The sequence below is a fragment of the Alienimonas californiensis genome, assembly GCF_007743815.1.
Lineage (GTDB): Bacteria > Planctomycetota > Planctomycetia > Planctomycetales > Planctomycetaceae > Alienimonas > Alienimonas californiensis.
Genome location: NZ_CP036265.1, coordinates 3812677 through 3835847, shown reverse-complemented (window position 1 = coordinate 3835847; position 23171 = coordinate 3812677). Strand labels below are relative to the sequence as shown.

At 72.1% G+C, this 23171-nt stretch carries 21 protein-coding genes; 6 read left to right on the top strand and 15 right to left on the bottom strand.

Translation table 11 applies throughout. The features are described from left to right. Positions 1-82 precede the first annotated feature (82 nt). The 4 genes from CA12_RS15110 to CA12_RS15095 form a co-directional block, all read right to left on the bottom strand. Positions 83-802, bottom strand: a complete 720-nt coding sequence (locus tag CA12_RS15110; protein ID WP_145359864.1) for an SIMPL domain-containing protein — start codon at positions 800-802, stop codon at positions 83-85. 71 nt (positions 803-873) lie between these two features. Then, positions 874-1359, bottom strand: coding sequence for a tRNA adenosine(34) deaminase TadA (tadA, locus tag CA12_RS15105; protein ID WP_145361574.1), 486 nt, complete (start codon positions 1357-1359; stop codon positions 874-876). A gap of 44 nt (positions 1360-1403) precedes the next feature. Then, positions 1404-1826 carry a DoxX family protein gene (locus CA12_RS15100; RefSeq protein ID WP_145359863.1) on the bottom strand — a complete coding sequence of 141 codons (423 nt, stop codon included), beginning with the start codon at positions 1824-1826 and terminating at the stop codon, positions 1404-1406. Between the two features lie 122 nt (positions 1827-1948). Next, complete coding sequence (locus CA12_RS15095) at positions 1949-2461, bottom strand: hypothetical protein (protein WP_145359862.1); 513 nt, start codon at positions 2459-2461, stop codon at positions 1949-1951. A 381-nt stretch (positions 2462-2842) separates the two neighbouring features. Here CA12_RS15095 and argB point away from each other — a divergent pair, with 381 nt between their 5' ends. The 3 genes from argB (at position 2843) to argF (ending at position 6076) form a co-directional block, all read left to right on the top strand. Then, a complete protein-coding gene (gene argB, locus CA12_RS15090) occupies positions 2843-3790 on the top strand; it encodes an acetylglutamate kinase (RefSeq protein WP_145361571.1) in 948 nt (315 codons plus the stop codon). A 62-nt stretch (positions 3791-3852) separates the two neighbouring features. Further along, positions 3853-5094, top strand: coding sequence for an aspartate aminotransferase family protein (locus CA12_RS15085; protein WP_145359861.1), 1242 nt, complete (start codon positions 3853-3855; stop codon positions 5092-5094). 1 nt (position 5095) lies between these two features. Next, on the top strand, positions 5096-6076 hold the full coding sequence (gene argF / locus CA12_RS15080; RefSeq protein WP_242687926.1) for an ornithine carbamoyltransferase: 981 nt from the start codon (positions 5096-5098) through the stop codon (positions 6074-6076). 93 nt (positions 6077-6169) lie between these two features. On the opposite strand, the gene CA12_RS15075 is transcribed toward argF, so the two are convergent. Next, the gene (locus tag CA12_RS15075) at positions 6170-7144 is read right to left on the bottom strand and encodes a PfkB family carbohydrate kinase (protein ID WP_145359860.1); all 975 of its coding nucleotides are present in this window, start codon (positions 7142-7144) and stop codon (positions 6170-6172) included. A 91-nt stretch (positions 7145-7235) separates the two neighbouring features. Between CA12_RS15075 and cutA the strand changes: the two genes are divergently transcribed. Beyond that, positions 7236-7574 (top strand): divalent-cation tolerance protein CutA, encoded by a 339-nt coding sequence (gene cutA, locus CA12_RS15070; RefSeq protein WP_145359859.1) that lies wholly within the window; start codon positions 7236-7238, stop codon positions 7572-7574. On the opposite strand, the gene CA12_RS15065 is transcribed toward cutA, so the two are convergent. The 7 genes from CA12_RS15065 to CA12_RS15035 form a co-directional block, all read right to left on the bottom strand. Further along, positions 7546-9078 (bottom strand): leucyl aminopeptidase, encoded by a 1533-nt coding sequence (locus CA12_RS15065; RefSeq protein WP_145359858.1) that lies wholly within the window; start codon positions 9076-9078, stop codon positions 7546-7548. The two genes, cutA and CA12_RS15065, sit on opposite strands and share 29 nt — an antisense overlap. A 192-nt stretch (positions 9079-9270) precedes the next feature. Continuing rightward, positions 9271-12210: a PAS domain-containing sensor histidine kinase gene (locus CA12_RS15060; RefSeq protein WP_145359857.1), complete on the bottom strand. Its 2940-nt coding sequence runs from the start codon at positions 12208-12210 to the stop codon at positions 9271-9273. A gap of 305 nt (positions 12211-12515) precedes the next feature. After that, positions 12516-14006, bottom strand: a complete 1491-nt coding sequence (locus CA12_RS15055) for a DnaA/Hda family protein (protein ID WP_145359856.1) — start codon at positions 14004-14006, stop codon at positions 12516-12518. 199 nt (positions 14007-14205) lie between these two features. Beyond that, positions 14206-15222, bottom strand: a complete 1017-nt coding sequence (locus CA12_RS22170; RefSeq protein ID WP_165700783.1) for a GNAT family N-acetyltransferase — start codon at positions 15220-15222, stop codon at positions 14206-14208. Further along, a complete protein-coding gene (locus CA12_RS15045) occupies positions 15189-15425 on the bottom strand; it encodes an FmdB family zinc ribbon protein (RefSeq protein WP_145359854.1) in 237 nt (78 codons plus the stop codon). Before CA12_RS15045 ends, CA12_RS22170 begins: the two co-directional genes overlap by 34 nt. Positions 15426-15446: 21 nt before the next feature. Beyond that, on the bottom strand, positions 15447-16022 hold the full coding sequence (locus CA12_RS15040) for a hypothetical protein (RefSeq protein WP_145359853.1): 576 nt from the start codon (positions 16020-16022) through the stop codon (positions 15447-15449). 93 nt (positions 16023-16115) lie between these two features. Then, positions 16116-16772, bottom strand: a complete 657-nt coding sequence (locus CA12_RS15035) for an RNA polymerase sigma factor (protein WP_145359852.1) — start codon at positions 16770-16772, stop codon at positions 16116-16118. Positions 16773-17021: 249 nt separating this feature from the next. On the opposite strand from CA12_RS15035, the gene CA12_RS15030 reads away from it, so the two are divergent. Beyond that, positions 17022-18419 carry an MBL fold metallo-hydrolase RNA specificity domain-containing protein gene (locus CA12_RS15030; RefSeq protein WP_145359851.1) on the top strand — a complete coding sequence of 466 codons (1398 nt, stop codon included), beginning with the start codon at positions 17022-17024 and terminating at the stop codon, positions 18417-18419. Between the two features lie 51 nt (positions 18420-18470). On the opposite strand, the gene pyk is transcribed toward CA12_RS15030, so the two are convergent. From pyk to CA12_RS15015, 3 genes are all read right to left on the bottom strand, one after another. Then, positions 18471-19955 (bottom strand): pyruvate kinase, encoded by a 1485-nt coding sequence (gene pyk, locus CA12_RS15025; RefSeq protein WP_145359850.1) that lies wholly within the window; start codon positions 19953-19955, stop codon positions 18471-18473. A gap of 45 nt (positions 19956-20000) precedes the next feature. Beyond that, positions 20001-20606: a protein-disulfide reductase DsbD domain-containing protein gene (locus tag CA12_RS15020; protein ID WP_165700782.1), complete on the bottom strand. Its 606-nt coding sequence runs from the start codon at positions 20604-20606 to the stop codon at positions 20001-20003. Between the two features lie 114 nt (positions 20607-20720). Then, positions 20721-21674, bottom strand: coding sequence for an AAA family ATPase (locus CA12_RS15015; RefSeq protein WP_145359848.1), 954 nt, complete (start codon positions 21672-21674; stop codon positions 20721-20723). A 203-nt stretch (positions 21675-21877) separates the two neighbouring features. Between CA12_RS15015 and trpB the strand changes: the two genes are divergently transcribed. Then, entirely contained in the window at positions 21878-23146 is a 1269-nt protein-coding gene (gene trpB / locus CA12_RS15010; RefSeq protein WP_145359847.1) for a tryptophan synthase subunit beta, read from the top strand. Positions 23147-23171: the final 25 nt, after the last annotated feature.

Below are 23171 nucleotides of genomic sequence, written 5' to 3'. Positions count from 1 at the left end.
ACGGCGAGGCGGGCAGAACAGAGTCGGGCGAACGCCGGGGCAGCCTAGCGGCCGCCCCGTGCCGGCCCAAGCGGGAGGCGCGTCACGCCGTCGCTCCGGCGGCAGGGTCGTCCGGCGGACCGATTTCGTACCGCAACCCGGCGTCGACCCGAACGCGTCGCTCTCGCACCACCGGACCGGGCAGCGAATCCGCGGTCTCAGTGAGCCGCGTTCCTATCAGGTCGTCGTCGAATCCGCCGAGTCGGCTGTCGGACGAGTAGGACGACGGCCGCGGGCGGATGACTTCGTGGGTCACCTCCCGCAACGTTCCCAGCGTGACTCCCGCCGCCGCGGCGACCGCTTTCGCGCGGCGGACGCAGTCGCCGATCGTTTGGGCGATCCATTCGTCGGCCACGGCCTCGTCGTCGGAGAATCGATAGTCGATTCGCACCAGCCGGCAGGTCTTCGGGGCCGTGACCGCCGTGAGCAGGTCCGCCAGCCTCGCCAGATCCGTCACCTCGACCCGCAGGGCGTAAGCCGCCTCGGTGGAGCGGGTGAACACGCCGCTCTTACTGTCGATCGACACGTCCGCCAGATGCACGGCCTCCCGCGGCACCCCCAGTTTCAAGATCGCTTCGACGACCTTCCGCACCTCCTCGGCCTGCTCCAACGCCGCGTGTCCGGTAAGGAGGGTGGAACCGCGGACCGACAGCCACACATCGCAGCGGTCGGCGATCTGCTTGAACTCCCGCGTCAGATCGACCGTGAAGCTCGGCCGCGGTTCGTGCGGGAGGAGCAGGTCGCCCACGGTCGAGGGAAGCATGCGAGAGTCCTGTTGCGAGTGCGTTGATCCTTGCGAGAAGCGGGCCGGCTTTCACGCCTCTTTCGCGAACGTCACTTTTTCCCCAGCGCCCGCTTGGCCCGGAAAAAGTCCGTCAGGATCGCCCCGCACTCGCCGGCCAGGACGCCGCCGAGGACGGCGCTGCGGTGGTTCAGGCGGGGGTCGTCCGTGAGGCGGAACAGGCTGTCGCAGGCGCCGGCCTTGGGGTCGGCGGCGCCGTAGACCACCGCGGGGACGCGGGCGTTCACGATCGCCCCGGCGCACATCGGGCAGGGCTCCAGCGTGACGTACAGCGTGCAGTCGTCCAACCGCCAACTGCCCAGTGCCTCGGCGGCCTGGGTGAGGGCGATCATCTCCGCGTGGGCGGTGGGGTCGGACAGCGTCTCCCGCTGGTTGTAGCCCTCGCCGATCACCCGCTCCGTCGTCAGGCCGACGTCCTCCTCCTCCGGGCCGACCGGCGGGGCGTACACGACCAGCGCCCCCACCGGGACTTCGTCCATCTCCCCGGCGGCGGCGGCGAGATCCAGCGCCCGCCGCATCCAGTATTCGTGCCGCGACGGCAGGCCGGGGTGCAGCGGATCGTTCAAAGCGGAGTCTCGGCAGCGGACGAGCGAACGGGCGGGGCGCCGACGGGCGCGGGGCGCACCAGCAGCGGACCGAGCAGGTCCGGCGTGCGGAGCGTCGCCCCGGTCCAGAGCAGTGCCTGCAGGATCGCGGCGGGCAGCGCCTCGGCCAGCCCCATCATGACGATGCTGGCCGCGATCGCCCCACCCAGATAGGCCGTGCAGAGCAACAAACCCAGCCGATGCGTCAACGGAACGAGCAGCAGAACCGCCGACAGCAGTTCGACGACGCCCAACGGCCGGATCAACCCGTCGAGCCCGCCGGCGGAGGCGGATTCGCCCTCCGCCATCCCCGCCAGTTTCATGCCGGCGCTGGCGGCCAACGCCAGACCGACGAGCCAGATCAGAACCAGTCCGGTGATGCGGCGAGCTTTAGGCGACATGGGCGAACGCTTCAGAACGAGAATGCGGCGGCGAACGGGTCAGTCTATCGACCGCCCCGCCGCGTCCGACGTTCGCCGGGCCCGCGGCCCGACGGGCCGTCACACGGCGACTGCCGGCGGCGTCAGGCCGGGAGGGGCGATTGCAGGCCGTTGGCGTAGCGCTTGAACCCCGGTTCGGCGCCGGCCGGCGGCACGCTGAGCACCGTCGCACTGAGGGCGTGGCCCTCGACCGTGCCCACCAGCGTCAGCGCCGCGTCCAGCCGTTCCCCCCGGTCGGTGTCCGCGTCGGCGGCGGATTGCGGCGGGGCGACTTCCAGGCTCACCGCGGGCGGTTCGTCGAACAGGGCCGCCAATCCGGCGGCGTCGAAGCGGAAGCGGGCCGGGGCGACCGTGCCGTCGCCGGGACCCCCGACGATCTCCGTGGCGCCCAGGAACAGCGCGACGGCCCAACCGTCCTCGCCCGGTTCGCTGCGAAAGCCCACCCGGCCGAGGCCGCTGAGCGGATCGAACAACTCCGCGGCGGCGTCCACGAACCGACCCAGCCACACCGGGCGGGCGGGCGGGCGCTCGGGGCGCTCGGCGAGGTCCAACAGATCCCCGACGGGGAGGTGGGAACGCAAACGGGGGTTGGGCATAAGGGCGGTCCGGCGGGCCGTCCTTGGCCGGTTGCGGGCGGGGGAAGCGGGGGAGAGGAGACGGTGCGGGACCGGGTCCCGCACAGGAAGGTGCATCGACCGACCGGCCGCCTCGGCGGCGCCCCAGTCCGCCGTTTGAGGCCGGTTCGTCCCGGTCCGTTGGGTTCCCCGCGGTCGAATCGCGGAGTCCGGCTATGACGACGACGGCGGGCTGAGAAACTTCTGCGAAGTCTCCCGGCCCGCCCGCCCCGGACCGCCCCGGACCGCCCCGACGGTTTGACCGCGTCGGTCGGCCGGTTCACAATCGCCCCTTCCCCTTCGTTTCCGACCCCGTCGCCCCCCCGTCCTGTGCCGCCGGCGCCCCCCGCAGACGCCGGCTCGCTGGCCCTTCGTCCCGCCCCGAACGCGACCGATGCCCGCGAGAGGGCGATCCGCGACGCGGAGACCCTGCTGAGCGCCGGCGAGTGGATCCGGGCGTTCCGCGGGCGGTACGTCGTGGTGAAGCTCGGCGGCAGCGCCCTCGAGAACGAGGAGGCCGTCGACTGCCTGCTGGCGGACGTGCGTTTCATGGAGACGGTCGGCCTGAAGCCCGTGCTGGTGCACGGCGGCGGCAAGGCGATTAGCGCCGCGATGGCCGAGGCCGGGCTGGAATCCAAGTTCGTCGCCGGCCGCCGCTACACGGACGCGGATTCGCTGTCCGTGGTGGCGAAGACGCTGGCCGGGATCAGCCGTTCGCTGGCCGCCGGGATCGAACGGCAGGGGGGCAAAGCGGTGGCCCTGTGCAACTTCGAAATGGGCGCCCCGGACGGGTTGGCCCTCTACGGCCGTCCGCTCACCCTGCCGGGCGAGGACGGGCAGCCGCTGGACCTGGGATTGGTCGGCGAGGCGATCGGCGCGAACCACCGGGCGATCGAAGACGTCTTGAAGGAAGACCGCATCCCCGTGCTGCCCTCCCTGGCCCGCGATCGCCGCGTGCCCGGGCCGGCGGGGCTGCTGAACGTCAACGCCGACACCGCCGCCGCCGCCCTCGCCCGCCTGCTGGGCGCCGAGAAGCTCGTGTTCCTCTCCGACGTCGCCGGTCTGTACGCCGACCCCCACGACGAATCGACCCTCATCCAGCACCTCACCGCCGATCGTGCCGAGGAGCTGATCCACAGCGGGGCGATCTCCGGCGGGATGATCCCCAAGGTCGAGGCGGCGCTGGAGGCGCTGCTGGCCGGCGTGACCAAGATTCACTTCGTCGACGGCCGCACGCCGCACAGCGTCCTGTTGGAGATCTATTCCGACAGCGGCGTCGGCACCGAGATCGTCGCCGACGACCCCCGCTAACGCAGAGGCCCGGCCGGGCCTCTTCGTTGACTCACCCAGAATTTCTCCAGTTGCCCCGCCGCATGCCCGCTCTCGCCGATCCGCCGACGTTTCGCTCCAGCGTGGAGACCGCCGCGCTGTTCGAGCGAGCGGTCATCCCTAACTACCCCCGCCTGCCGATCAGTCTGGTGCGGGGCGAGGGCTCGCGCGTGTGGGACGCGGAGGGTCGTTCCTACCTGGACCTGTTCCCCGGCTGGGGCTGCAACCTGCTGGGCTACGCTCCGCCGCGGGTGGTCGAGGCGATTCGCGAGCAGGCCGGCCGGCTGATCCACGTGCCGAACACCTGGCTGATCGAGGAGCAGGCGGCGTTCGCGGACTTCCTCACCCAGCGCAGCTTCGGCAAGGCGTTCTTCTGCAACAGCGGGGCGGAGGCCACCGAAGCCGCCCTGAAGCTCGCCCGGTTGCACACGCCGGAGGAAAAATATCGGGTCGTCACCTTCGAGAAGGGCTTCCACGGCCGGACGTTCGCGGCCGTCACGGCGACGGCCCAGCCGAAGTATCACGCGGGCCTCGGTCCGCTGATGCCCGGGTTCCGTTACGCCCCGCTGAACGACCTCGACGCCGTCCGCGAGCTGGTCGACGCGGAGACCGCCGCGATCATGATCGAGCCCGTGCAGGGCGAGGGCGGCGTGAACGTCCATCCGCCCGGCTTTTTGCAGGGGCTGCGGGACATCTGCGACGAAGCCGGCGCCCTGCTGATCTTCGACGAGGTGCAAACCGGCATGGGCCGCACCGGGCACTGGTTCGCCTCGGAAACCTTCGGCGTGCGGCCGGACATCTTTACTCTGGCCAAAGGCGTGGCGGGGGGCGTGGCCTGCGGGGGGATCGTCTGTAGGGACGAGATCGCCCCCTCGCTGCGGCCGGGCATGCACGCCAGCACCTTCGGCGGCAATCCGCTCGCGATGGCGGCCGGCCTCGCCACCGGTCGCACGATCGAAGAAGAGGGCCTGCTGGAACACTGCCTCGACATGGCCGAACGGTTCCGCGGGGCTCTCGAACCGCTGATCGAATCCAACCCGATCGTGGAGGCCGTGCGGGTCTGCGGGATGATGATCGGCGTGCAGTTGACCGTTCCCGCCGGCCCGGTGCAGGACGCCTGCCTGAAGCGCGGCCTGATTATCAACAGCACGCAGGGCAGCGTGGTTCGTTTGTTGCCGGCCCTGAACGTCACCGCGGAGGACGTGGACGAGGGCTGTGCGATTCTCATCGACTGCCTGTCCGACGCGGCCGACCTTGCGGCCGACGAGACCGGCGGGGGAGCGTAACGTGACCGAAACCCTCTCATTCCCGGGCGTCGCTAAAGGCGCCGCCGCGGCGCCGTTCGTCGCCCCGGAGAACTGCCTGCTGACCCTGTTCGACTGGTCGGCGGACCGCATCGTCGGCTTGCTCGACCTGGCCGCGAAGCTGAAATGCCAGTACCGGGCCGGCGAGTGCCCGCGGCCGCTGGTCGGCCGCACGCTGGTGCAGATCTACGACAAGCCCAGCCTGCGGACCCGGCTGAGCTTCTCGACGGCGATGACGCAGCTTGGCGGGAACGACCTGTTCCTCACCTCCCAGGAGGCCGGGCTGATGGGCCGCGAGGACCCCTCCGACGTGGCCCGGGTGCTCGGCCGAATGGCGGACGCCGTGGTCATGCGGACCTTCGGGCAGGAGCGGGTCGAGGCCCTCGCCGCGGACGCCGGCGTGCCGGTCGTCAACGGCCTGACCGACGAGTTTCACCCCTGCCAGGCCCTCACCGATCTGCTCACGCTGCGGGAGGCCTTCGGCGACGACCTGTCCGGCCGTCGGATCGTGTTCGTGGGGGACGGCAACAACGTCTCCCGCAGCCTGGCGATCGCCTGCGCCAAGCTGGGCGTGCGGTTCACCCTGTGCAGCCCGCCGGATTACGAGTTCGACGAGGCGTTCCTCAAACGGCTCAGGGCGGCCGTGCCCGGCGCCCGGATCGACCACGGGGCCATGCCCTCCCGGGCGGTGGCGGGGGCGGACGCCATCGTCACCGACGTCTGGGCCTCGATGGGCCAGGAGGCCCAGCGGGACGAGAAGCTGCGGGCGTTCGCCAACTATCAGGTCGACGCGTCGCTGATGAACGCCGCGGCCGACGACGCCGTCTTCCTGCACTGCCTGCCCGCCCACCGCGGCGAGGAAGTGACCGCCGCGGTGATCGACGGCCCCCAATCGCGGGTGTTCGATCAGGCCGAGAACCGCATGCACCTCGCCCGGGCGCTGTTCGTCGAACTGCTCACGTAGGCGAAAGGACGTGGGCGAGCGGTGGGCGTTAGCCCTCCGTGTGTTCGCACGCTCCCGAGGACACGGAGGGCTGACGCCTACCGCTCGCCTTGCTCAGGCGAAGCCGTGCTTCGCCTTGAGGGCGGCGAACTCCGCGCGCAGCTCCGGCATGGCACCGCCGCGGCTGGCGACGAGGCCGCCGACGGCGTTGGCGAAGCGGCCGCAGCGCTCGGCGTCGGCGTCGGCCAGCAGGGCGAAGATCAGGCCGGCGGTGAAGGCGTCGCCGGCGCCGACGGTGTCCGCGACCTGCACCGGCTCGGCGGGGACGTTCACGGGATCGTCGCCGGCCTTCAACACGCGGCAGCCGTCCGGGCCGCGGGTCACGCAGGCGGCGTCCAATCGCCAGCGGTCCGCCGCCTGGAGGAGGAACTCCCCGGGCTCGGCCGGCAGATCCAGCAGACGGGCCACGACGGGCACCTCCGCCTCGTTCAATTTCAAGACGTTGGCCCGCTTCAGCGATTCCCGCAGCAGGTCAGCGGTGAAGAAGTTCTGCCGCAGGTTTACGTCGAACACCGCCCGCACCCGCTGCGGGCGGCCGGAGATCAACTCGCGGATCGCGGTCAGACTGCGAAAGTCCCGCTGGGCGAGCGAACCGAAGCAAATCGCCGCCGCCCCGGCGATCTCCTCGCGGCCGGCGTCCGTCGCCTCCAGGGCGTCCCAGGCGACGGGCTGGTGGATGACGTACTCCGGGCCGTCGGCGCCGTGGGTCACGCTCACGCGGCCGGTGGGCAGGTCCGGGTCGGTCTGGATCAGGTCGGTCGGCAGCCCCTTCTCCGCCAGGAAGGAGACGAGGTCCCGGCCGTCGGCGTCGTCGCCGACGCGGCTGAGCGCGCGGCCGGACAGACCGAGTTGATGACACTGGAACGCGACGTTCGCCGGCGCCCCGCCGGGGCGCCGGGTCGTGCCGCCCCCGTCGGCCGGGAACTCGTCCCACAGCAGTTCGCCCAGGCCCACCACGGCGCGGGGGCCGTCAGCGGGGGGAGCGGCGGGGGGACCGTTGGCGGGCGGGGCGTTCGCGTCGTCGCTCATGCATTCACCGTAGGGTCCGCCCCGCGGACCGTGAAGGAAGGCGGGAGGTTTTGGAAGACGGTCCGCGGAGCGGACCCTACGCTCTGCCGCTATGCCTCACATCGTGTTCCTCTACGCCACGGCGCCGGACCCCCAAACCGCCGCGAGCCTCGCCCGGACGTTGGTCGAGGAGCGGCTGATCGCCTGCGGCAACGTGCTGCTGGGCCTGCGGAGCGTGTACCGCTGGGAGGGCGCCGTGACGGAGGAGTCCGAAGCGGCCCTGCTGTGCAAAACGACCGCCGACCGGGCCGACGCCGCCCTCGCCCGCCTCGCGGAGCTGCACCCCTACGAGGTGCCGGCGATCAGTCGGTTCGACGCGGCGAACGCCCTGCCGGCGTTCGCCGCGTGGATCGCGGACGAGGTCACTTCCCGAAGTTCTCCGCCAGCGTGACGAGGGTGCGGACGCCGACGCCGGTGGCGCCGCTGGTCATGTCGGAGGAGCCCTTCTCCCGGAAGGCGGGGCCGGCGATGTCCAGGTGGACCCAGGGCACGTCGCCGACGAAGCGCTCGAGGAACTTCGCCGCCGTGACCGCCCCGCCGTAACGCGGGCCGACGTTCTTCACGTCCGCCACGTCGCTGTCGAGCAGGCTCTTGAAGGAGTCCGCCATCGGCATCCGCCAAACCTCCTCGCCGGCGTCCCCGAAGGCGGCGTGCACCTCGGACCACCAGGCGTCGTCGTTGGGGAATCCGCCGACGATGCCTTCGCCCAGCGCCACCACGCAGGCGCCGGTGAGGGTGGCGAGGTCCACCAGCCGGTCGGCCGGCTTCGCCCAGGAGCCGCCGGTCACGGCCATGTCGAGGACGTCGGCCAGTACCAGGCGGCCCTCGGCGTCGGTGTTGAGCACCTCGACCGTGGTCCCCTGCCGGGTTTGCAGCACGTCGCCGAGCTTATAGCTGTTGCCGGAGACCATGTTCTCCACCAGCCCCGCGTAACCGATCACGTTCACCGGCAGGTCGAGCCCGGCGATCGCCGCCATCGCGCCCAACACCGCGGCGGCCCCGGCCATGTCGCATTTCATGTCCTTCATCCCCTCGTTGGGTTTGAGGGACAGGCCGCCGGAGTCGAACGTCACGCCCTTGCCGACCAGCGCCAGCGTCGGCCCGTCGCCGCCCTTGAGGTGGGAGAGAGCCACGACCCGCGGCGGCCGGGAACTGCCCCGGGCCACGGCGAGCAGCGACCCGCAGCGTTCCGACTCCAACTCCTCCGGGCCCAGCACGACGCACCCGAGTCCGACGTCTTTGGCGAAGGCGGCGGCCCGTTCGGCGACGCTCTCGGGGTACACGTCCTCGGCGGGGCGGTCGACCAGTTCCCGGGCGAGGTTCACCGCGGCGCCCAGCTTGATGCCCCGTTCCAGGGCCTCCTCGGCCGGCTGCACGTCGGCGGTGTCGGCGAGGATCGCGGTGAGCGAGGTCAGCGGGTTGCGGTCCGGCTCGGACTTGTAGAGCCCCGGGCCGATGCCGGCGATCGTCGCGGAGCAGGCCAGTTCCTCGACGGCCCGGCGGAGGCCGACGGTCTCGGCGACCTCCTTGGTCAGCACGACGGCGACGGAGCGGTCCGGTTTGCCGGTCGCCTTCCGCACGCCGACCCGCACCGCCTTGGCCCACGCCGCCGGCGACAGCGCCCCCGGTTCGCCCAGCCCGATGCAAACCGCCCGGTCCGCGGCGATGTGGGGCAGGTCCGGCAGGACGAGGCACTCGCCCGTCTTGCCGGTGAGGTCCCCGCGGGACCGCAATCGGGCGAACAGGCCGCCGGTCGCCGTATCGAGGTCCGCCAGCTCGGCGCCGGGGTCGGCCCGCTTCCAGACGGGAATCAACAGGAGGTCGGCGGACACGTCACGGGCGGCCTCGGCGGTGGCGAGGACCTTGGGGACGCGACCGGCGGGGGAAACGGACATCGGCGAAAGACTGCGAACGGAGCGGCGACGGACAGGCGGGCGACCCCGCGTAATCGCGACCATCGCCGAAACCGGCCCGTCTGCCAACCGCCCCGGCCCCCGCCGCGCCCCTTCGCCGCCCCGACCGGCGTCGCAGCCTTCGCTCCCGCCTTCGCTCCCGCCTTCGCTCTCGGGTCCGGCGGATGCGACGCCTCAGTTCGCCCCCCGCCCGATCCGCGTCGCCAGGCTCTCCAACTCCGCCAGCAGCGCGTCCACCCGGCCGAGCGCGGCGCTGCCGGTCGAGCCGGCGGCGGCCGTCGCGGCGGCCTCCAGAGCCCCGGCGGGTTGCGTCAGGCAGGCGTAGCCCAGCGTCCCGCCGGCGCCCTTGAGCGTGTGCACCTCGGCGGCGACCGCGGCGAGGTCTCCGCGGGCTCGCGCCGCCCGCACGCCGCTCAGGCGGCCGGGCAACTCCGCGACGAACTCCATCGCCAGCTCCCGCAGGTCGTCGTCTTCCTCGGCCAGTTCGCAACGGACCGGGTCGAGGTCCGGCTCGGCGGGTTGACCCGACGAATGCGGTTCGAGTCGATCGGACGTCGGCGGGGCGGTGGGCGCCGCGGGCGGGGGGGCGTCCGCGGCGGTCAGCACGGCCGAGAGCTTGCTCAGCAGCGCGTCCGGCCGGATCGGCTTGGGCAGGTAGTCGGTGCAGCCGGCGGCGAGGCACTTCTCCCGGTCGCCGTCCATCGCGTGGGCGGTCAGGGCGATGACGGGAACCGCGAACCCGCAGGCCCGCAACTCTCGGGCGGCGCCGTAGCCGTCGAGCACGGGCATCTGCATGTCCATCAGGACGACCTCGTAGGGGCTGCCCGCCGCAGCGGCGGCGACCGCGGCGTCGACGCCCTCGCGGCCGTCCGCCGCTTCGTCCAAAGCGACGCCCGCCCGCTCCAGCACCACGCGGATCAGGCGGCGGTTCACCTCCCCGTCCTCCACGACCAGCACGCGGCGGCCGCGGAGGTTCCCCGGGACGGCGGCGGCGGGCGCCGGCGGGGCGGCCGTCGCCCGCGGGGGGCCGGCATGACTGCGGATCGAATCGCCGTCGGAGCCCTCGTAGGTCGGCACGTCGGTCAGGTCGCCGGTCGCCACCCGGGCGACGAACACGCTGCCCTGCCCCAACGCGCTGGTCGCGGTCAGCGACCCGCCCAGCCCCTCGGCGAGGGCCCGGGCGATCGGCAGCCCCAGCCCGGTGCCGCCGTGGCGCCGAGTGACGCTGGCGTCGGCTTGGGAGAACGGTTCGAAGATCGTGTCCAGTTTGTCCGCGGGGATGCCCTCGCCGCTGTCGTGCACGGCCACTTCCAACAGCGAGTCCGCCGGCCGCCCCTCCGGGCCGGGCACGACCCGCGCGAGCACCCGGACGGCGCCGGTCTCGGTGAATTTCACCGCGTTGGCGACGAGGTTCGTCACCAGTTGGCGGAAGCGGCCGGCGTCGGTGCGAATCGTCTCCGGCGCCGGGCCGGTCCAGCGTAGTTCCAGCCCGATCCACTTCTGCCGGGCCCGCACCCGCAGCAGGCTGACGACGTCGCACAGGATCGCGTGCGGATCGCAGGGGCGGATGTCGAACTCCACGCGGCCGGCCTCGATCTTGGATAGATCGAGGATGTCGTTGATGAGGCCCAGCAGGTGATCCCCGCTGCTGCGGATCGTGTCCAGGTATTCCGTCGCCTGCCGGGGCTCCGCGTCGCCGGCCCGCAGCAGGTCGGCGAAGCCGAGGATCCCGTTCAGGGGGGTGCGAATCTCGTGGCTCATGTGGGCCAGGAAGGCGCTCTTGGACCGGTTCGAGGCCTCGGCGGCCTCCTTGGCGGCGGTCAGCTCCGCCTCGTAGGCCTTCTGGACTCGCAGATCGGTCTGGATGGCGACGAAGTCGGTGATCGTCCCGGCTTCGTCGCGGACCGGCTCGATCTCCAGGCGGATGGGGTACGCCGTGCCGTCCTTGGAGTAGTTGACGAGCTCTTCGCTGACGCCCTCGCCGCGGCGGAGCCGCTCGCGGATGCGGCGCGTCGTCGCCGGATCGGTGTCCGGCCCCTGGAGCACCGATCCCGGCTTGCGGCCCAGGACGTCCTCCAACTGGTAGCCCGTCAGGCGGGTGAAGGCGTCGTTGACCCAGACCGCCAGCCCCTGCCGGTCCGCGATGATGACGCTGTGCCGCGTGGCCTTCGCCACGAGCCCCAGCCGGCGGTTCTCCACGCCGGACTGGGCCAGTTTGACGTGGTACTCCTGCCGCTCCCGCTGGGCGCGGCGATCCTCGGTGACGTCGGCGAACACCCCCACGACGCCCCGGACCGCCCCGTCCCCGTCCCGCAACGGCACCTTGCTGGTCAGCAGCTCCCGCCGGCCGGCGCCGTCCCGGATCGTCTGCTCGACGTCCAGCATCGGTTGGCCGGTCGCCATGACCAGCCGGTCGTCTCGGCGGGATTGATGGGCGTTTTCGAGGGGCACGCCCAGTTCGAAATCGGTCAGGTCGATGACCGCGTCCGGCGTGCTGCGGGAGGTGAACTCCGCGAAGGTCGCGTTACAGCCCAGGTAGCGGCCCTGTTCGTCCTTCCAGAACAACGCGTGCGGACTGGCGTCGATCACCGCCCGCATCAGGGCGCGATCGCGGCGGAGTTCGACGCTGAGTTCCTCCAGGTCCGGCAGCGCCAGCAGCCGCGGCGCCGCCCGGAGCACGCCGACGGCGGTGCCGAGGGAAACCACCGCGGTGACGGCCTTCAACACGCCGGCGAAGCGGTACATCGGGTGCCAGAAGATGATCGCTTCCACCAGGTGCCCGAACCCGCACAGCAGCACGAACGTGGCGAACGCCACCATCAGCCCCGGGAACGGAATCGCGTGCCGCCAGCGCTGGCCCAGCGTGCCGGTCGCCTGGCAGGAGCGGCGCCACATCAGGGCCAGCAAACCCAGCGGAATCGCCATGTAGGCGAACCAGATCCCCAGATCGCTGACGATGTGCAGCCAGCCCAGTGGTTCGGTCCAACTCCCGCAGTACCAGCGGGCCGGAAAGTCCGAGGCGTCGAACAGATTCGCGAAGAATGCCCCGGCGGTTTCCGTCCGCAGGGGGGCGCCCGCGGCGGGGACGCAGCCGGGACATTCAGGAAGGGCCATCAAACGAGCGTTTGCGAGGACTGGGGGCGTTTCGGAAACATGCCTGCGGCTTGCCCGGTTCGCCGGACCGGGGGGACCCCTACAGTCCCTTTTCGCACGTCGCGGCTCGGTCCCTGCCGGTTCTGTCGGTCGCGGCCGGTACGGGCTGCCGCACGGCCCGCGTAACGGCGTGGCGGCCGCTGAGATCTGTCCCCGCGGGGCCGTCCGGGACTCGTCGCCGCTCGAGGCCGAAGACAGCGGACGACGACCCCGCAGCGACTCACGAGTGCGGCGACGCACGCGCGCGGCGGCTCCCGGGGTAGCCGTTACCCGGCCAGCAGGCGAGCTTCGGCGGCGTCAATCAGGGCGACGGCGTCCGCGGCGGCGGCGTCCGACCCGGCCAGCCAGCCGCTCACGCTGCGGTCGGCGCTCAGCACCGTGCTGTGGTTGCGCCCGCCGAAGTGCCCGCCGATCTCCCGCAGCGCGGCGCCGGTGTGCTTGCGGCACAGATGCATCGCCACCATCCGCGGTCGCGTCACCCGTTTCGTCCGGCTCTTCGAGCGCAGTTCCTCGGGGGTGAGGCCCGCGGCGTCGCACACCGCCCGCTCCACATCGTCCAGGCGAATCTGACGGGCGCAATCCCGTTCCAGATCGCTCAACACCTTGCGGGCGGCCGGCAGGGTGACGGACTTGCCGGTCATCTCCCGCCACGTTTCCAGGCAGCACAGGGCGCCCTCCAACTCCCGCACGCTGCCGCGGAAACGCTCCGCGACCCATTTCAGGGCGTCGGCGGTGACGGGCAGATTCTTGCCCTCCAACTTCCGCCGCAGGATTGCCACGCGGGTGGCGGCGTCCGGCGGGGCCAGCCGCGTGACCACGCCCGACGCCAGCCGGGTCAGCAACTCGTCGGGGGTCTTCGTGAGCAACCGCGGGTGCCGGTCCGCCGACACCGCCACCGGCCGCCCCAGCCGTTCGTATTCCTGCAGCGTGTGCAGGAACTCCTCGGCGAAGCCCTCTTTGCCGTCGAGGAAGTCCACGTCGTCGATGACGAGGGCGTCGGCGGCCCGCACCTTCTGCCGAAACGCCGGTAGCCCGCGGCCGCGGAGGCCGTCGGTGTAGAGGTTCGCGAAGGCCTCGGCGGTCATCAGCAGCACGCGGCCGCCGGCGGTGCGGCGTCGCATCGTCTGCACGGCGCCCTCCAGCAGATGGGTCTTCCCCACCCCGCTGGGGCCGTACAGATACAGCGTCCGGGCCGCGCCCGCGGCGAACCGGGCGGCGGCGGTGAGGGCCAGTTCCGTCTCCGGCCCGGCGACGAACGACCCGAAGTCCCGCAGCCGACGCGGCCGGTGCAACCCTGTCGCCGGCCCCACGGCCGGGGCGGCCTCGGCGGATGGCGTCGGCGTCTCGGCCCCTGGCTTGTCGGCGTGCGGGGCCCGGAACGGCAGTACCGCCGCCGGTTCCCCGCGGGAGCGCTTCGCCTCGCCGCGGACCAGCGCGTCGTCCAACAGGGCCGCGTCGACCGCGTAGCCCACGCACCCCGCCGGGCCGCCCAGCAGGCGGGCGGCGTCCCGCAGCGGGGCGGAGAACCGCCGTTGCAGATAGGTGAGCACGAACGGGCTGCCGGCCTTGACCGTCAGCTCGACCCCGGCCAGTTCGAAGGCGGACTTCCCCTCGAACCAGGCGCCCCAGGACCGCTCCCCCACGCAGTGCCGCACGACGGAAGCCAAATCCGGCGCCGCACCCTGCGTCGCTGCGGACGAGGCGGGCGGGGACGAAGCGGGGGACGCCGCGGCGACGGGGAAAGCGGGGTGCGTCATGCGAGGCGGATCGGGGCTCGACGGCGGCCCGTCATGGACGCGCCCGGCGAAGCTACCTCCCGCATCGACCGCAGCCGGCTCCTGCCGCCCTGCGGAACGCAGAATGGGGCGTCCCGCGGAGCCGCCGTCGGCGCCGTCGCTGCCACGCGTGCGGTCGCCCCACCCGGCGCCGCCCCGCCGATCGCTCCCGCCGGCGCCCTCAGCCCCCGGATCGCGGCTCCTTCCAGCCCGCAGACGCTTCCGGCTCAAGTCGCTTCAGGAACAGCACGCGGGAGCCGGTCTCCACGAACCCGGCCGCGACGTAGAGCCGGTGGGCCGGTTCGTTCGCCGCGTCGACCACGCAGGTGACCGCGGCGGCCCCGGCGTCCCGGGCGGCGGCGAGGCGGTCCCTCAGCAATGCCCGCCCCACGCCCCGCCCCCGTTGGGCCGGCGAGACGCCGAGGTAGCACACATCCCACTCCGCCGCGGCGCCCTCGCCGGACGCGGAGATCAGAACCAGCCCCAGCGCCTCCCCGTCCCGCAGCGCCAGCCGGCACAGGTCCGGCCGAAACCCGGCGGCGGCCTGGTGAGCGGCGAAGTCGGCGTCGGCGTCCGCCCCGCGGGCGTCGGGGGCGTCGCGGCTGCCGGCATAGGACTCCCGCGTTGTCTCCCGAAAAAGGCGCTCTGACTCCGGGGCGAGAGTCCGCAGGGAGTCCCACGGCGCTGCGTAAGATCCCAGCGGCCGAGAGCAGTCCCGTCGGAGCAGTCGAAGTTCCGCAATCCGGTCGAAACGGGCGGCGGCGAATTGGGCGGCGTCGTCGGTTCGCACCGGATCCGCGAAGGCCTGTAACCGATCGCACCCCGCAGCGACGGCAAACTCTCCCGCCGCCGAGAGCAGCGCCGTCGCCGCGGAGGACGCCGCAGGTGCGGAGAGCGACCGAGCGAACCGCGGCGGAAACAGGTCGGCGGCCCCGCCGGCGCCGGGCGTGACCAGCGTGGTCCCCAAGACGACCGAGGGGCCGTCCGCCGCGATCAGCAGCCCGTCCAGGCTCAACTCGCCCTGTGCATGCAGAGCGACGACCTGCTCCACGTCGGCGGGCAGATCGTCGGGGGCGGAGGTGTCCGCCAACAGCAGCGTGAGGGCCGCGACCTGTTCGGCCCGAGTCGCGGCGGGGCGGACGAGAATGGGGGCGTCGGCCTCCGTCACCCGGGGAGCCGGCAGCAGCCGGTCCCGCACGGGCCGGCCTGCGGCGGCGGGCAGCCGCCGGCGAGGGGCAGCAGCGTGCCGCGAGCCGGCGCCGCGGGGGCGCTCATCAGCCGTTCCACCTCCGCGGAGTCGCAGGCTTCGCAGTTCACCTCGGCTTTGTCCGGGGCGGCGCCGCGGACCAGCGCCTCAAAGCGGGCGTCGCAGGATCGACAACGATATTCGAACAGCGGCACGGCGGGGTTCCGGCGGGACGGTCACGGACGGTTGGGGAAGCGGGGATCGTACAGTGTGTCGCCGCCCCTGTGGCTGCGGAAGGGGGCGGACTGATAGCCGCCGAACGGGTCGGACTGGTAGCGGTCGTACGCCTGACGCCGCGGCTGGAGGCGTTCCCGCTCCGCGGGCCCCACCTCGCCGACAGGACGCACGACGCCGGGCGGCTCGAACCACCCCGGCAGAACCTCGCCGGGATTGGGGCCGTAGGCGAACAGGCCGATCAGCAGCGTGGCCGCGGTCACGGCGAACGCCGGGATCCAGGCCCGGGTCGCCGAGGGCGGGGCTGCCGGCTCGGCGACCGTCAGACCGTCCCGCACGGCGGCCCACAATCCGCCGCCCTGCTCCACCGGCGTGCACCGACGCAGCGCGTCCAGCCCTTCGCGGACCGACTCGTAGTGGCCCCGGCAATCCGGGCACTCCTCCGCGAGGGAGCGGGCCTGCGTGGCGGCGGCGGCGTCGAGGTCGTCGCCGGCCAGCAACGCGAGCGCACGCCGGCTCTCGTTCGTCAGGAGGCTCTGGGCCGGGGGGCGGCTGGGAGGAGGCGGGGGAACGGTCATCGGAACGGGGGTCGCGTGGGGCGGCCAAGCGGGGTGATACGAACAGCGGGACGGACGACTCAGGCGAACGCAGGGCTCGGGCGAACGCAGGGCTCAGGCGGACGAGCGGCTCGTCCAGTGTTCGGCGAACATGTTGCGGGCCTCGGCCAGGCGCCAGCGGATCGTGGCCTCCTTCCGGCCCTCGATGGCGGCGATCTCCGAGGTGGGAAAGTTCTCCAGGTCCCGCAGGATCAGCACCTTGCGGTACTTCTCCGGGATCTTTGCGAGCACCGCCTCGACCTCTTCCGAAAGGTCCAGGTTGCCCCGGGGGTCTGCCGTCTCCGGTTCGATCGGGCGGTCCTTCGAGACTTCGCTGAACAGCGGACGGCGGCCGCGGCGCTTCTGTTTTCGCAGGTAATCCAAGGTCAGGTTCACGCCGATGCGGAACAGCCAGGGGCCGAACCGCCGGGAGGCGTCGAACTTGTCCAGTTGGCGGTAGACCTTGATGAAGGTCTCCTGGGCGAGATCGCGGGCGATCTCGCGGTCGCGGACGAACCGGCCGATCACGCGGAGCAACCGGCGTTCGTAGCGGTTCACCAGTTCGCCGTAGGCGGCCTGGTCGCCCTGACGGGCCATCTCGACGAGGCGGGCCTCGCCGGCGGCGTGCCGGGCCTCCTCCTGATCCGGGGAATCGTCCGCCGAAGCGTCGACCGCCGGGAAGAATCCGGAGTCGTCGGGGTCGGCAGGCGGGCGGGCCGGGGAGTCGGCCATCGTGACGGTCATGGGCGGTCCTCTCCCCCTATTACGACGGGGAGAGCGACGGCGTTGGGGGAACTGCGGCGATTCTCGTCATTACTTCTCGCAGGGTCATTGTGGCCGATCGACGGTCGCGGCCGGAAGGGGACGCCCCGATCCGCCCGCGGGGGCCGCGGCGTTGGCGTCCGGTGCGGGCGTTCCCCACCCTTGGCCGTCCGGCGGCTCCCCCCCCCGCCCCCCGCACGTCCTCGCGAGAGCGCCCGCATGTCGCTGACCTACACCGCCCTGGGCGCCGCCGGGGAGGTCACCGGGTCCCAACACCTGTTGGAGCACCGCTCGTTTCGCATCCTGCTGGACTGCGGGCTGTTCCAGGGCGGGCCGGGCGCCCACGCGGACAACCGCCGGCTGGACTGCCATCCGCGGGATCTGGACGCGGTGGTTCTCTCGCACGCCCACGCCGATCACTGCGGCCGGCTGCCGATGCTCGTGCGGGACGGGTTCGACGGCGAAATTTACTGCACCCCCGCCACGGCCCGGATCGCCGCGGTGATGCTGCGGGACAGCGCCCACATTCAGGAGGAGGACGCCGCCTTCTGCCACAAGCGGTTCGGCCCCGACCACCCCGGCGCCCAGCCGCTGTACACGGAGCAGGACGCCCAGCGGGCGATCAAGCTGTTCCAGCCGATCCCCTACAACGAACCGACGCGGCTGAACCCGCACCTCAAGCTGACCTTCCGCGAGGCCGGGCACATCCTGGGCTCGGCGATCACGGAGCTGTCGATCGGCAAAGTCCCGAACGCCACCCGGCTGGTGTTCACCGGCGACCTCGGCCGGCGGGGGATGCCGTTGTTGAAGGACCCGGCGACGCTGCCGGGCTGCGACGTGCTGATCTCCGAATGCACCTACGGTGACAAGATTCACACCCCGCCGGGGGACCTCGCCAGCGAACTGCTCCGCATCCTCACCCGGGCCTGGGTGGACGGCGGGCGGGTGGTGATCCCGGCGTTCAGCCTCGGGCGGACCCAGCAGATCGTCTACTACCTGAACGAGTTAGCGGAACTCGGCGTGCTGCCGGACATGCCGGTCTACGTCGATTCGCCGCTGGCCACCCGCCTGACGGAGATCTATCGGGACCGGCAGGACCTGATGGACGAGGAGGCCCATCAGATGTTGAAGATCGACGACGATTTGTTCGACTTCGACCGGCTGCTCTACACGACCTCGCGGCAGGACAGCGTCGCCATCAACCAGGTCGGGCCGCCGTTCGTGGTAATCTCCGCCAGCGGGATGTGCGACGCCGGCCGGGTGCGGCACCACCTCGCCCGGGCCCTGCCGAACGAACACGACTGCGTCTGCCTGATCGGCTACCAGGGCCGCGGCACCACCGGGCGCGCGATTGCGGAGAAACGGGAGTGGGTCGAGATCTTCGACCGCCGCGTGCCGATCCGCTGCCACGTGGAGCAGTTCGGCGGCCTGTCCGCCCACGCCGGGGCGGACGACCTGAAATGGTGGTTCGAAGCGATGGCGAACGAGGGCGGCGTCGGCCGGTGCTTCCTCGTCCACGGCGAGCCGGACGTCGCCCAAAGCTTCGCCGGCCTGATCCGCGACTGCTGCGACGAAGACCCGGTCGTTCCGGACCGGGGCGAGGTCTTCAAGCTGTGAACCGAGAAGGCGAGCAGAGGGCTGACGCCCACCGCTCGCCCACGGCCTCGCCTACGCGATCTGATGGACGAGCATCAGGTCGTGCCCCTTGGCGCTCCACTTGGAGGTGCCGACCAGCACGATGCGGTCGCCCGCGTGCAGCACGTCGTGCTTGCGGCCCCAGTTGACCACGAAGGCGAGCACCTCGCGGGGATCGCCGGCGACGGCGTCGGTGCGGACCGGGGTGACGCCGAAGTACAGCGCCATCCGGCGGGCGGCGTCCGCCTGATCGGTGAGGGCGAGAATCGGGATCGGCGACCGCTTCGCCGAGACCGCCAGGGCACTTTTGCCGCTGTGGGTGGCGACCACGATCAGCTTCGCCCCGAGTTGCACCGCCGCGGCGACGCTGCCCTCGGTGACGGCCTCGGTGATCGGGTGGGCGTGGTGACGGCCCTCGTCGGCGTCGGCCCGCAGGCCGGCGGCGTGGAAATCGGGATCGCTCTCGGCCTCGACCGCGATGCGGCTCATCATCCGCACCGCCCCGCGGGGGTGGGCGCCGATCGCGGTTTCGCCGGAGAGCATCACCGCGTCGGAGCCGTCCAGCACGGCGTTCGCCACGTCGGTCGCCTCGGCCCGGGTCGGGCGCTCCGACTCCTGCATGCTGTCCAGCATCTGCGTCGCCGTGATCACCGGCACGCGGTGGTGGTTGCAGAGCCGGATGATCCGCTTCTGAAGCACCGGCACCCGGGCGATGTCCGCCTCCACGCCGAGGTCGCCGCGGGCGACCATCACGGCGTCGGTCTCGGCGATGATCTTCTCGAGCTCGGCGACGGCCTCTAATTTTTCAATCTTCGCCACGATCTGCGGCGGGCACTTTGCCTCGTGATCCGCGATGGCGGACCGCAGTTCGGTGATGTCCGACGCCTTGCGGACGAAGCTCAGACCGACGTAATCCAGGCCCTGCCGGACGGCGAAGGCGAGGTCGTCCCGGTCCTTCTCGGTCAGGCTGGGGGTGGAGAGCGTCACGCCGGGCAGGTTGATGCCCTGCTTGGAGCGGATCAGGCCGGGCTGCTCGACGGTGCATTCCACCAGCACGGGCAAGCCGCCCTGCTCCTTCACGGAGGTCACCCGCATGGCGACGGTGCCGTCGGCCAGCAGCACGCGGTCGCCGACCCGCAGGTCGTCGATCAGCGGCTCGTAGGTGCAGGTCAGCGTGCGGGGGTCGGTTTCCACCGCCTCCCGGGCGAACTTGAAGGTCTCGCCGAGGCCGCACTCCAGCCCCTCGTCCGGCAGCTCGCCGAGGCGGATCTTCGGACCGGAGAGGTCGCCCAGCAGGGCGACGGGGCGGTCGAGATCCGCGGAAATCCGCCGCACTTCCGCGACGACCTCCGCCAGCCGGGCGTGCTCCCCGTGGGCGAAGTTCAGACGGAAGACGTCCACCCCGGCCAGCACCAGGCTGCGGAGCCCCTCGGGGCTCCAGCAGGCCGGGCCGACGGTGGCGACGATCTTCGTTTTGACCAGCGCGGCCTCGTTCCCGGTCGGGGGGGAGACGTCCATCAGCAATACGGTTTGACTAAGGTTCGGGCCGAACGCCCGAGCGTTCTAACGTTCGGCGGTACGGGTGGCGTCCGGCCCGTCGGCGTCGTCGGCGAACCACTCCGCGTTGGCGAGGTGCACCGGGGCGCCGGGGGCGGCGACGGGCAGCATACCGCCGAACGTCAACGTTTTCGGCCGCAGGCAGCTGTTCGCGTTGCAGGCCTGATATTTCACGGTGACCGTCAGCCGTTCGTTCCCCCCGGCCGCTTCGACCGGCACCTGTACCGGGGCCCGCAGCACGACCCGGCCGCTCAGCTCCGTGACCGGCCGCCGCGGCCCGCCCGCCGTCGCGGGGGGGAGCGTCGGGTAGGCGAACTCGCCAACCCGGGTGCCGCGGCTGGTCTCCACGGTGACGGTCGTCGGCACCGCGTACTTGGACGGTGCCGGGTTCGTGTTGACGTGCCAGCCGGGCTGCACGTCCAGCACCACGGCGACCTCCGTGCGGGCGCCGGCGGGCAGCTTGTCCGTCTTCAAGAACGCCCGGGCCCGCACTTTGGCAGGCTCTGCCTGGGCGGCCCCGGGGTCGGCGGCCTGACGACGGGCGTGGGCCGGGGCGGCGAGGGCGCCGACGCACAGGGCGGCGAGCAGGGCGAACGGCAGACGATTCAGCACGGCGAGCGGTCCGGGGAATGGTTCGGGCGCGGGGGGTTTAGTCGTTCGTCCCGACCGGGGCGAGACGAATCCCTTTCCCCTCAGCCCGACCCACGGATCCGGCGGAGACGTCTCTCAGCCGGGGACCGGCACCTCGGCGAGGATCTGCCGCACCACCGCTCCGGCCTTCTCCCGGCGGCCCTCCCGCATCGTGCCCCGCACGCCCAGGCGGTGGGCCAGCACGGGCACGGCGAGCCCTTTCACGTCGTCCGGCGTCACGTAATCCCGCCCGTCCAGCACGGCGGCGGCCCGGGCGGCGGTGTCGAACGTCAGCGCCCCGCGGGTGCTCGCCCCCTGCACCAGATCGGCGTGCGACCGCGTCGCCTCCACGATGTCCAGCAGGTAATCCCGCAGCGAATCGTCCACCCGCACCGCCCCGACCCGCGTCCGCAGGGCCTTCAGTTCCTGCCGGGAAATCACCGGCGCCACGTCGTCCAGCGGGTCGCGGCCGGCGTGGTCGATCAGGGCCCGGCGTTCGTGCTCCCGGTCCGGATAGCCGATGCCGGTGCAGACCATGAACCGGTCCAGTTGGTTGTCCGGCAGCGGGTAGGTCCCCTCGCTTTCCAGCGGGTTCTGCGTCGCGATCACGAAGAACGGGGGCTCCAGCGGCAGGGTCGCCCCCTCGACGCTGACCTGCCCCTCGCTCATCGCCTCCAACAGGGCCGACTGGGTGCGGGGGGTCGTCCGGTTGATCTCGTCCGCCAGCAGGACGTTCGTGAAGATCGGGCCGCGGCGGAACTCAAACTCGCCCATGTCCGGCTTGAACAGGCTGGCCCCCAGAATGTCGCTGGGCAGCATGTCCGGGGTGAACTGCAACCGGGTGAACGTCCCGTCGAGGCTTTTGGCGATCGCCTTGGCGAGGCTCGTCTTGCCGACGCCGGGGGCGTCTTCGATCAGGATGTGCCCGCCGCCCAGCAGGGCGACGAGGGCCAGTCGAATCGGCTCCGGCTTGCCCAGCAGCACCCGCGAGACCTGCTCCCTCAGCCGGGCGAGGGGGGCGAACTCGGGGGACGGGGACGGGTCGGGCACGGCGGCGGTTCGATCCGGGGCGGGGCTGCGGTTCCCCCGGGACGGCGGACGCCGCCGGAGTGTGGACGGAGCCTCCCGGCCGCTTCAAGCGTCCGCCGCCGATCGCCGGCGTGCGGACGGTTCAGTCCCCGCCCTCCCGCGTCCCTCCTCGACCGCCCCGCCCCCGGCTTGCCGCCCGGCGCCGGCCGCCCGATCATCCGCCCATGCCCGCCCTGACCGATCCGCCCGCCGCCGCCCCGTCCGAAGCCGCCCACTCTGGGGCCGCCCCGGCCAAGGCGTCGGCCAGCGTGCCCGACGCCGCCGGCCGCTTCGGCGCCCACGGCGGCCGCTACGTACCCGAAACGCTGATGCGGGCCCTGGAAGAACTCGCCGAGGGCTACTCCGCCCTCGCCGACGACAGCGACTTCCAAGCCGAGTTCCGCGGGCTGCTCCGCGAGTACGTCGGCCGGCCCACGCCGCTGTACCGGGCGGACCGCCTGTCCGACCACTGCGGCGGGGCGAACGTCTGGCTCAAGCGGGAGGACCTGAACCACACGGGTGCCCACAAGATCAACAACTCGCTGGGTCAGGCCCTGCTGGCCCGCAAGATGGGCAAGCGGCGGATCATCGCCGAGACCGGCGCCGGCCAGCACGGCGTCGCCACGGCGACCGCCTGCGCCCGCTTTGGGCTGGAGTGCATCGTCTACATGGGCGAGGAGGACATCCGCCGGCAGGCCCTCAACGTCTTCCGCATGAGACTGATGGGGGCCGAGGTGCGGCCGGTCTCCAGCGGCTCCAAAACGCTCAAGGACGCGACCAACGAGGCGATGCGGGACTGGATGGGCAGCGTCGAAAACACCCACTACATCATCGGCAGCGTCGTCGGCCCGGACCCGTTCCCCAAGATGGTGCGGGACTTCCAGTCCGTCATCGGCCGCGAGACGAAGCAGCAGGCATCGGAGCACTTCGGCGGCCTGCCGGACGAGGTCGTCGCCTGCGTCGGCGGCGGGTCGAACGCCGCGGGCATCTTCTACCCGTTCGTGGAGGACGAATCGGTCACGCTGGTCGGCGTCGAAGCCGGCGGCCGCAGCCCGAACGCCGGGGACCACGCCAGCACGCTGAGCTTCGGTCGCCCCGGCGTGCTGCACGGGTCGTTCAGCTACGTGTTGCAGGACGACGACGGCCAGACGAGCCCCGTGCACAGCGTCTCCGCCGGACTGGACTACCCGGGCGTCGGCCCGGAGCACAGCTACTGGAAGGACAGCGGCCGCGTGAAGTACGTCGCCGTCGGCGACGACGCCGCCCTGTCGGCCTTCCGAAAGTGCAGCGAACTGGAGGGCATCATCCCCGCCGTCGAGACGGCCCACGCGATCCAATACGTCCTCGACACCGCCGGCAACCGCCCGGCGGACGACCACGTCGTGATCTGCCTCTCCGGCCGCGGCGACAAGGACGTCTACGAGGTCGCCCGGTTGCTGGGCGAAAAGCTGTAATTCCCCACCCTGTGAGCCCGAAGCG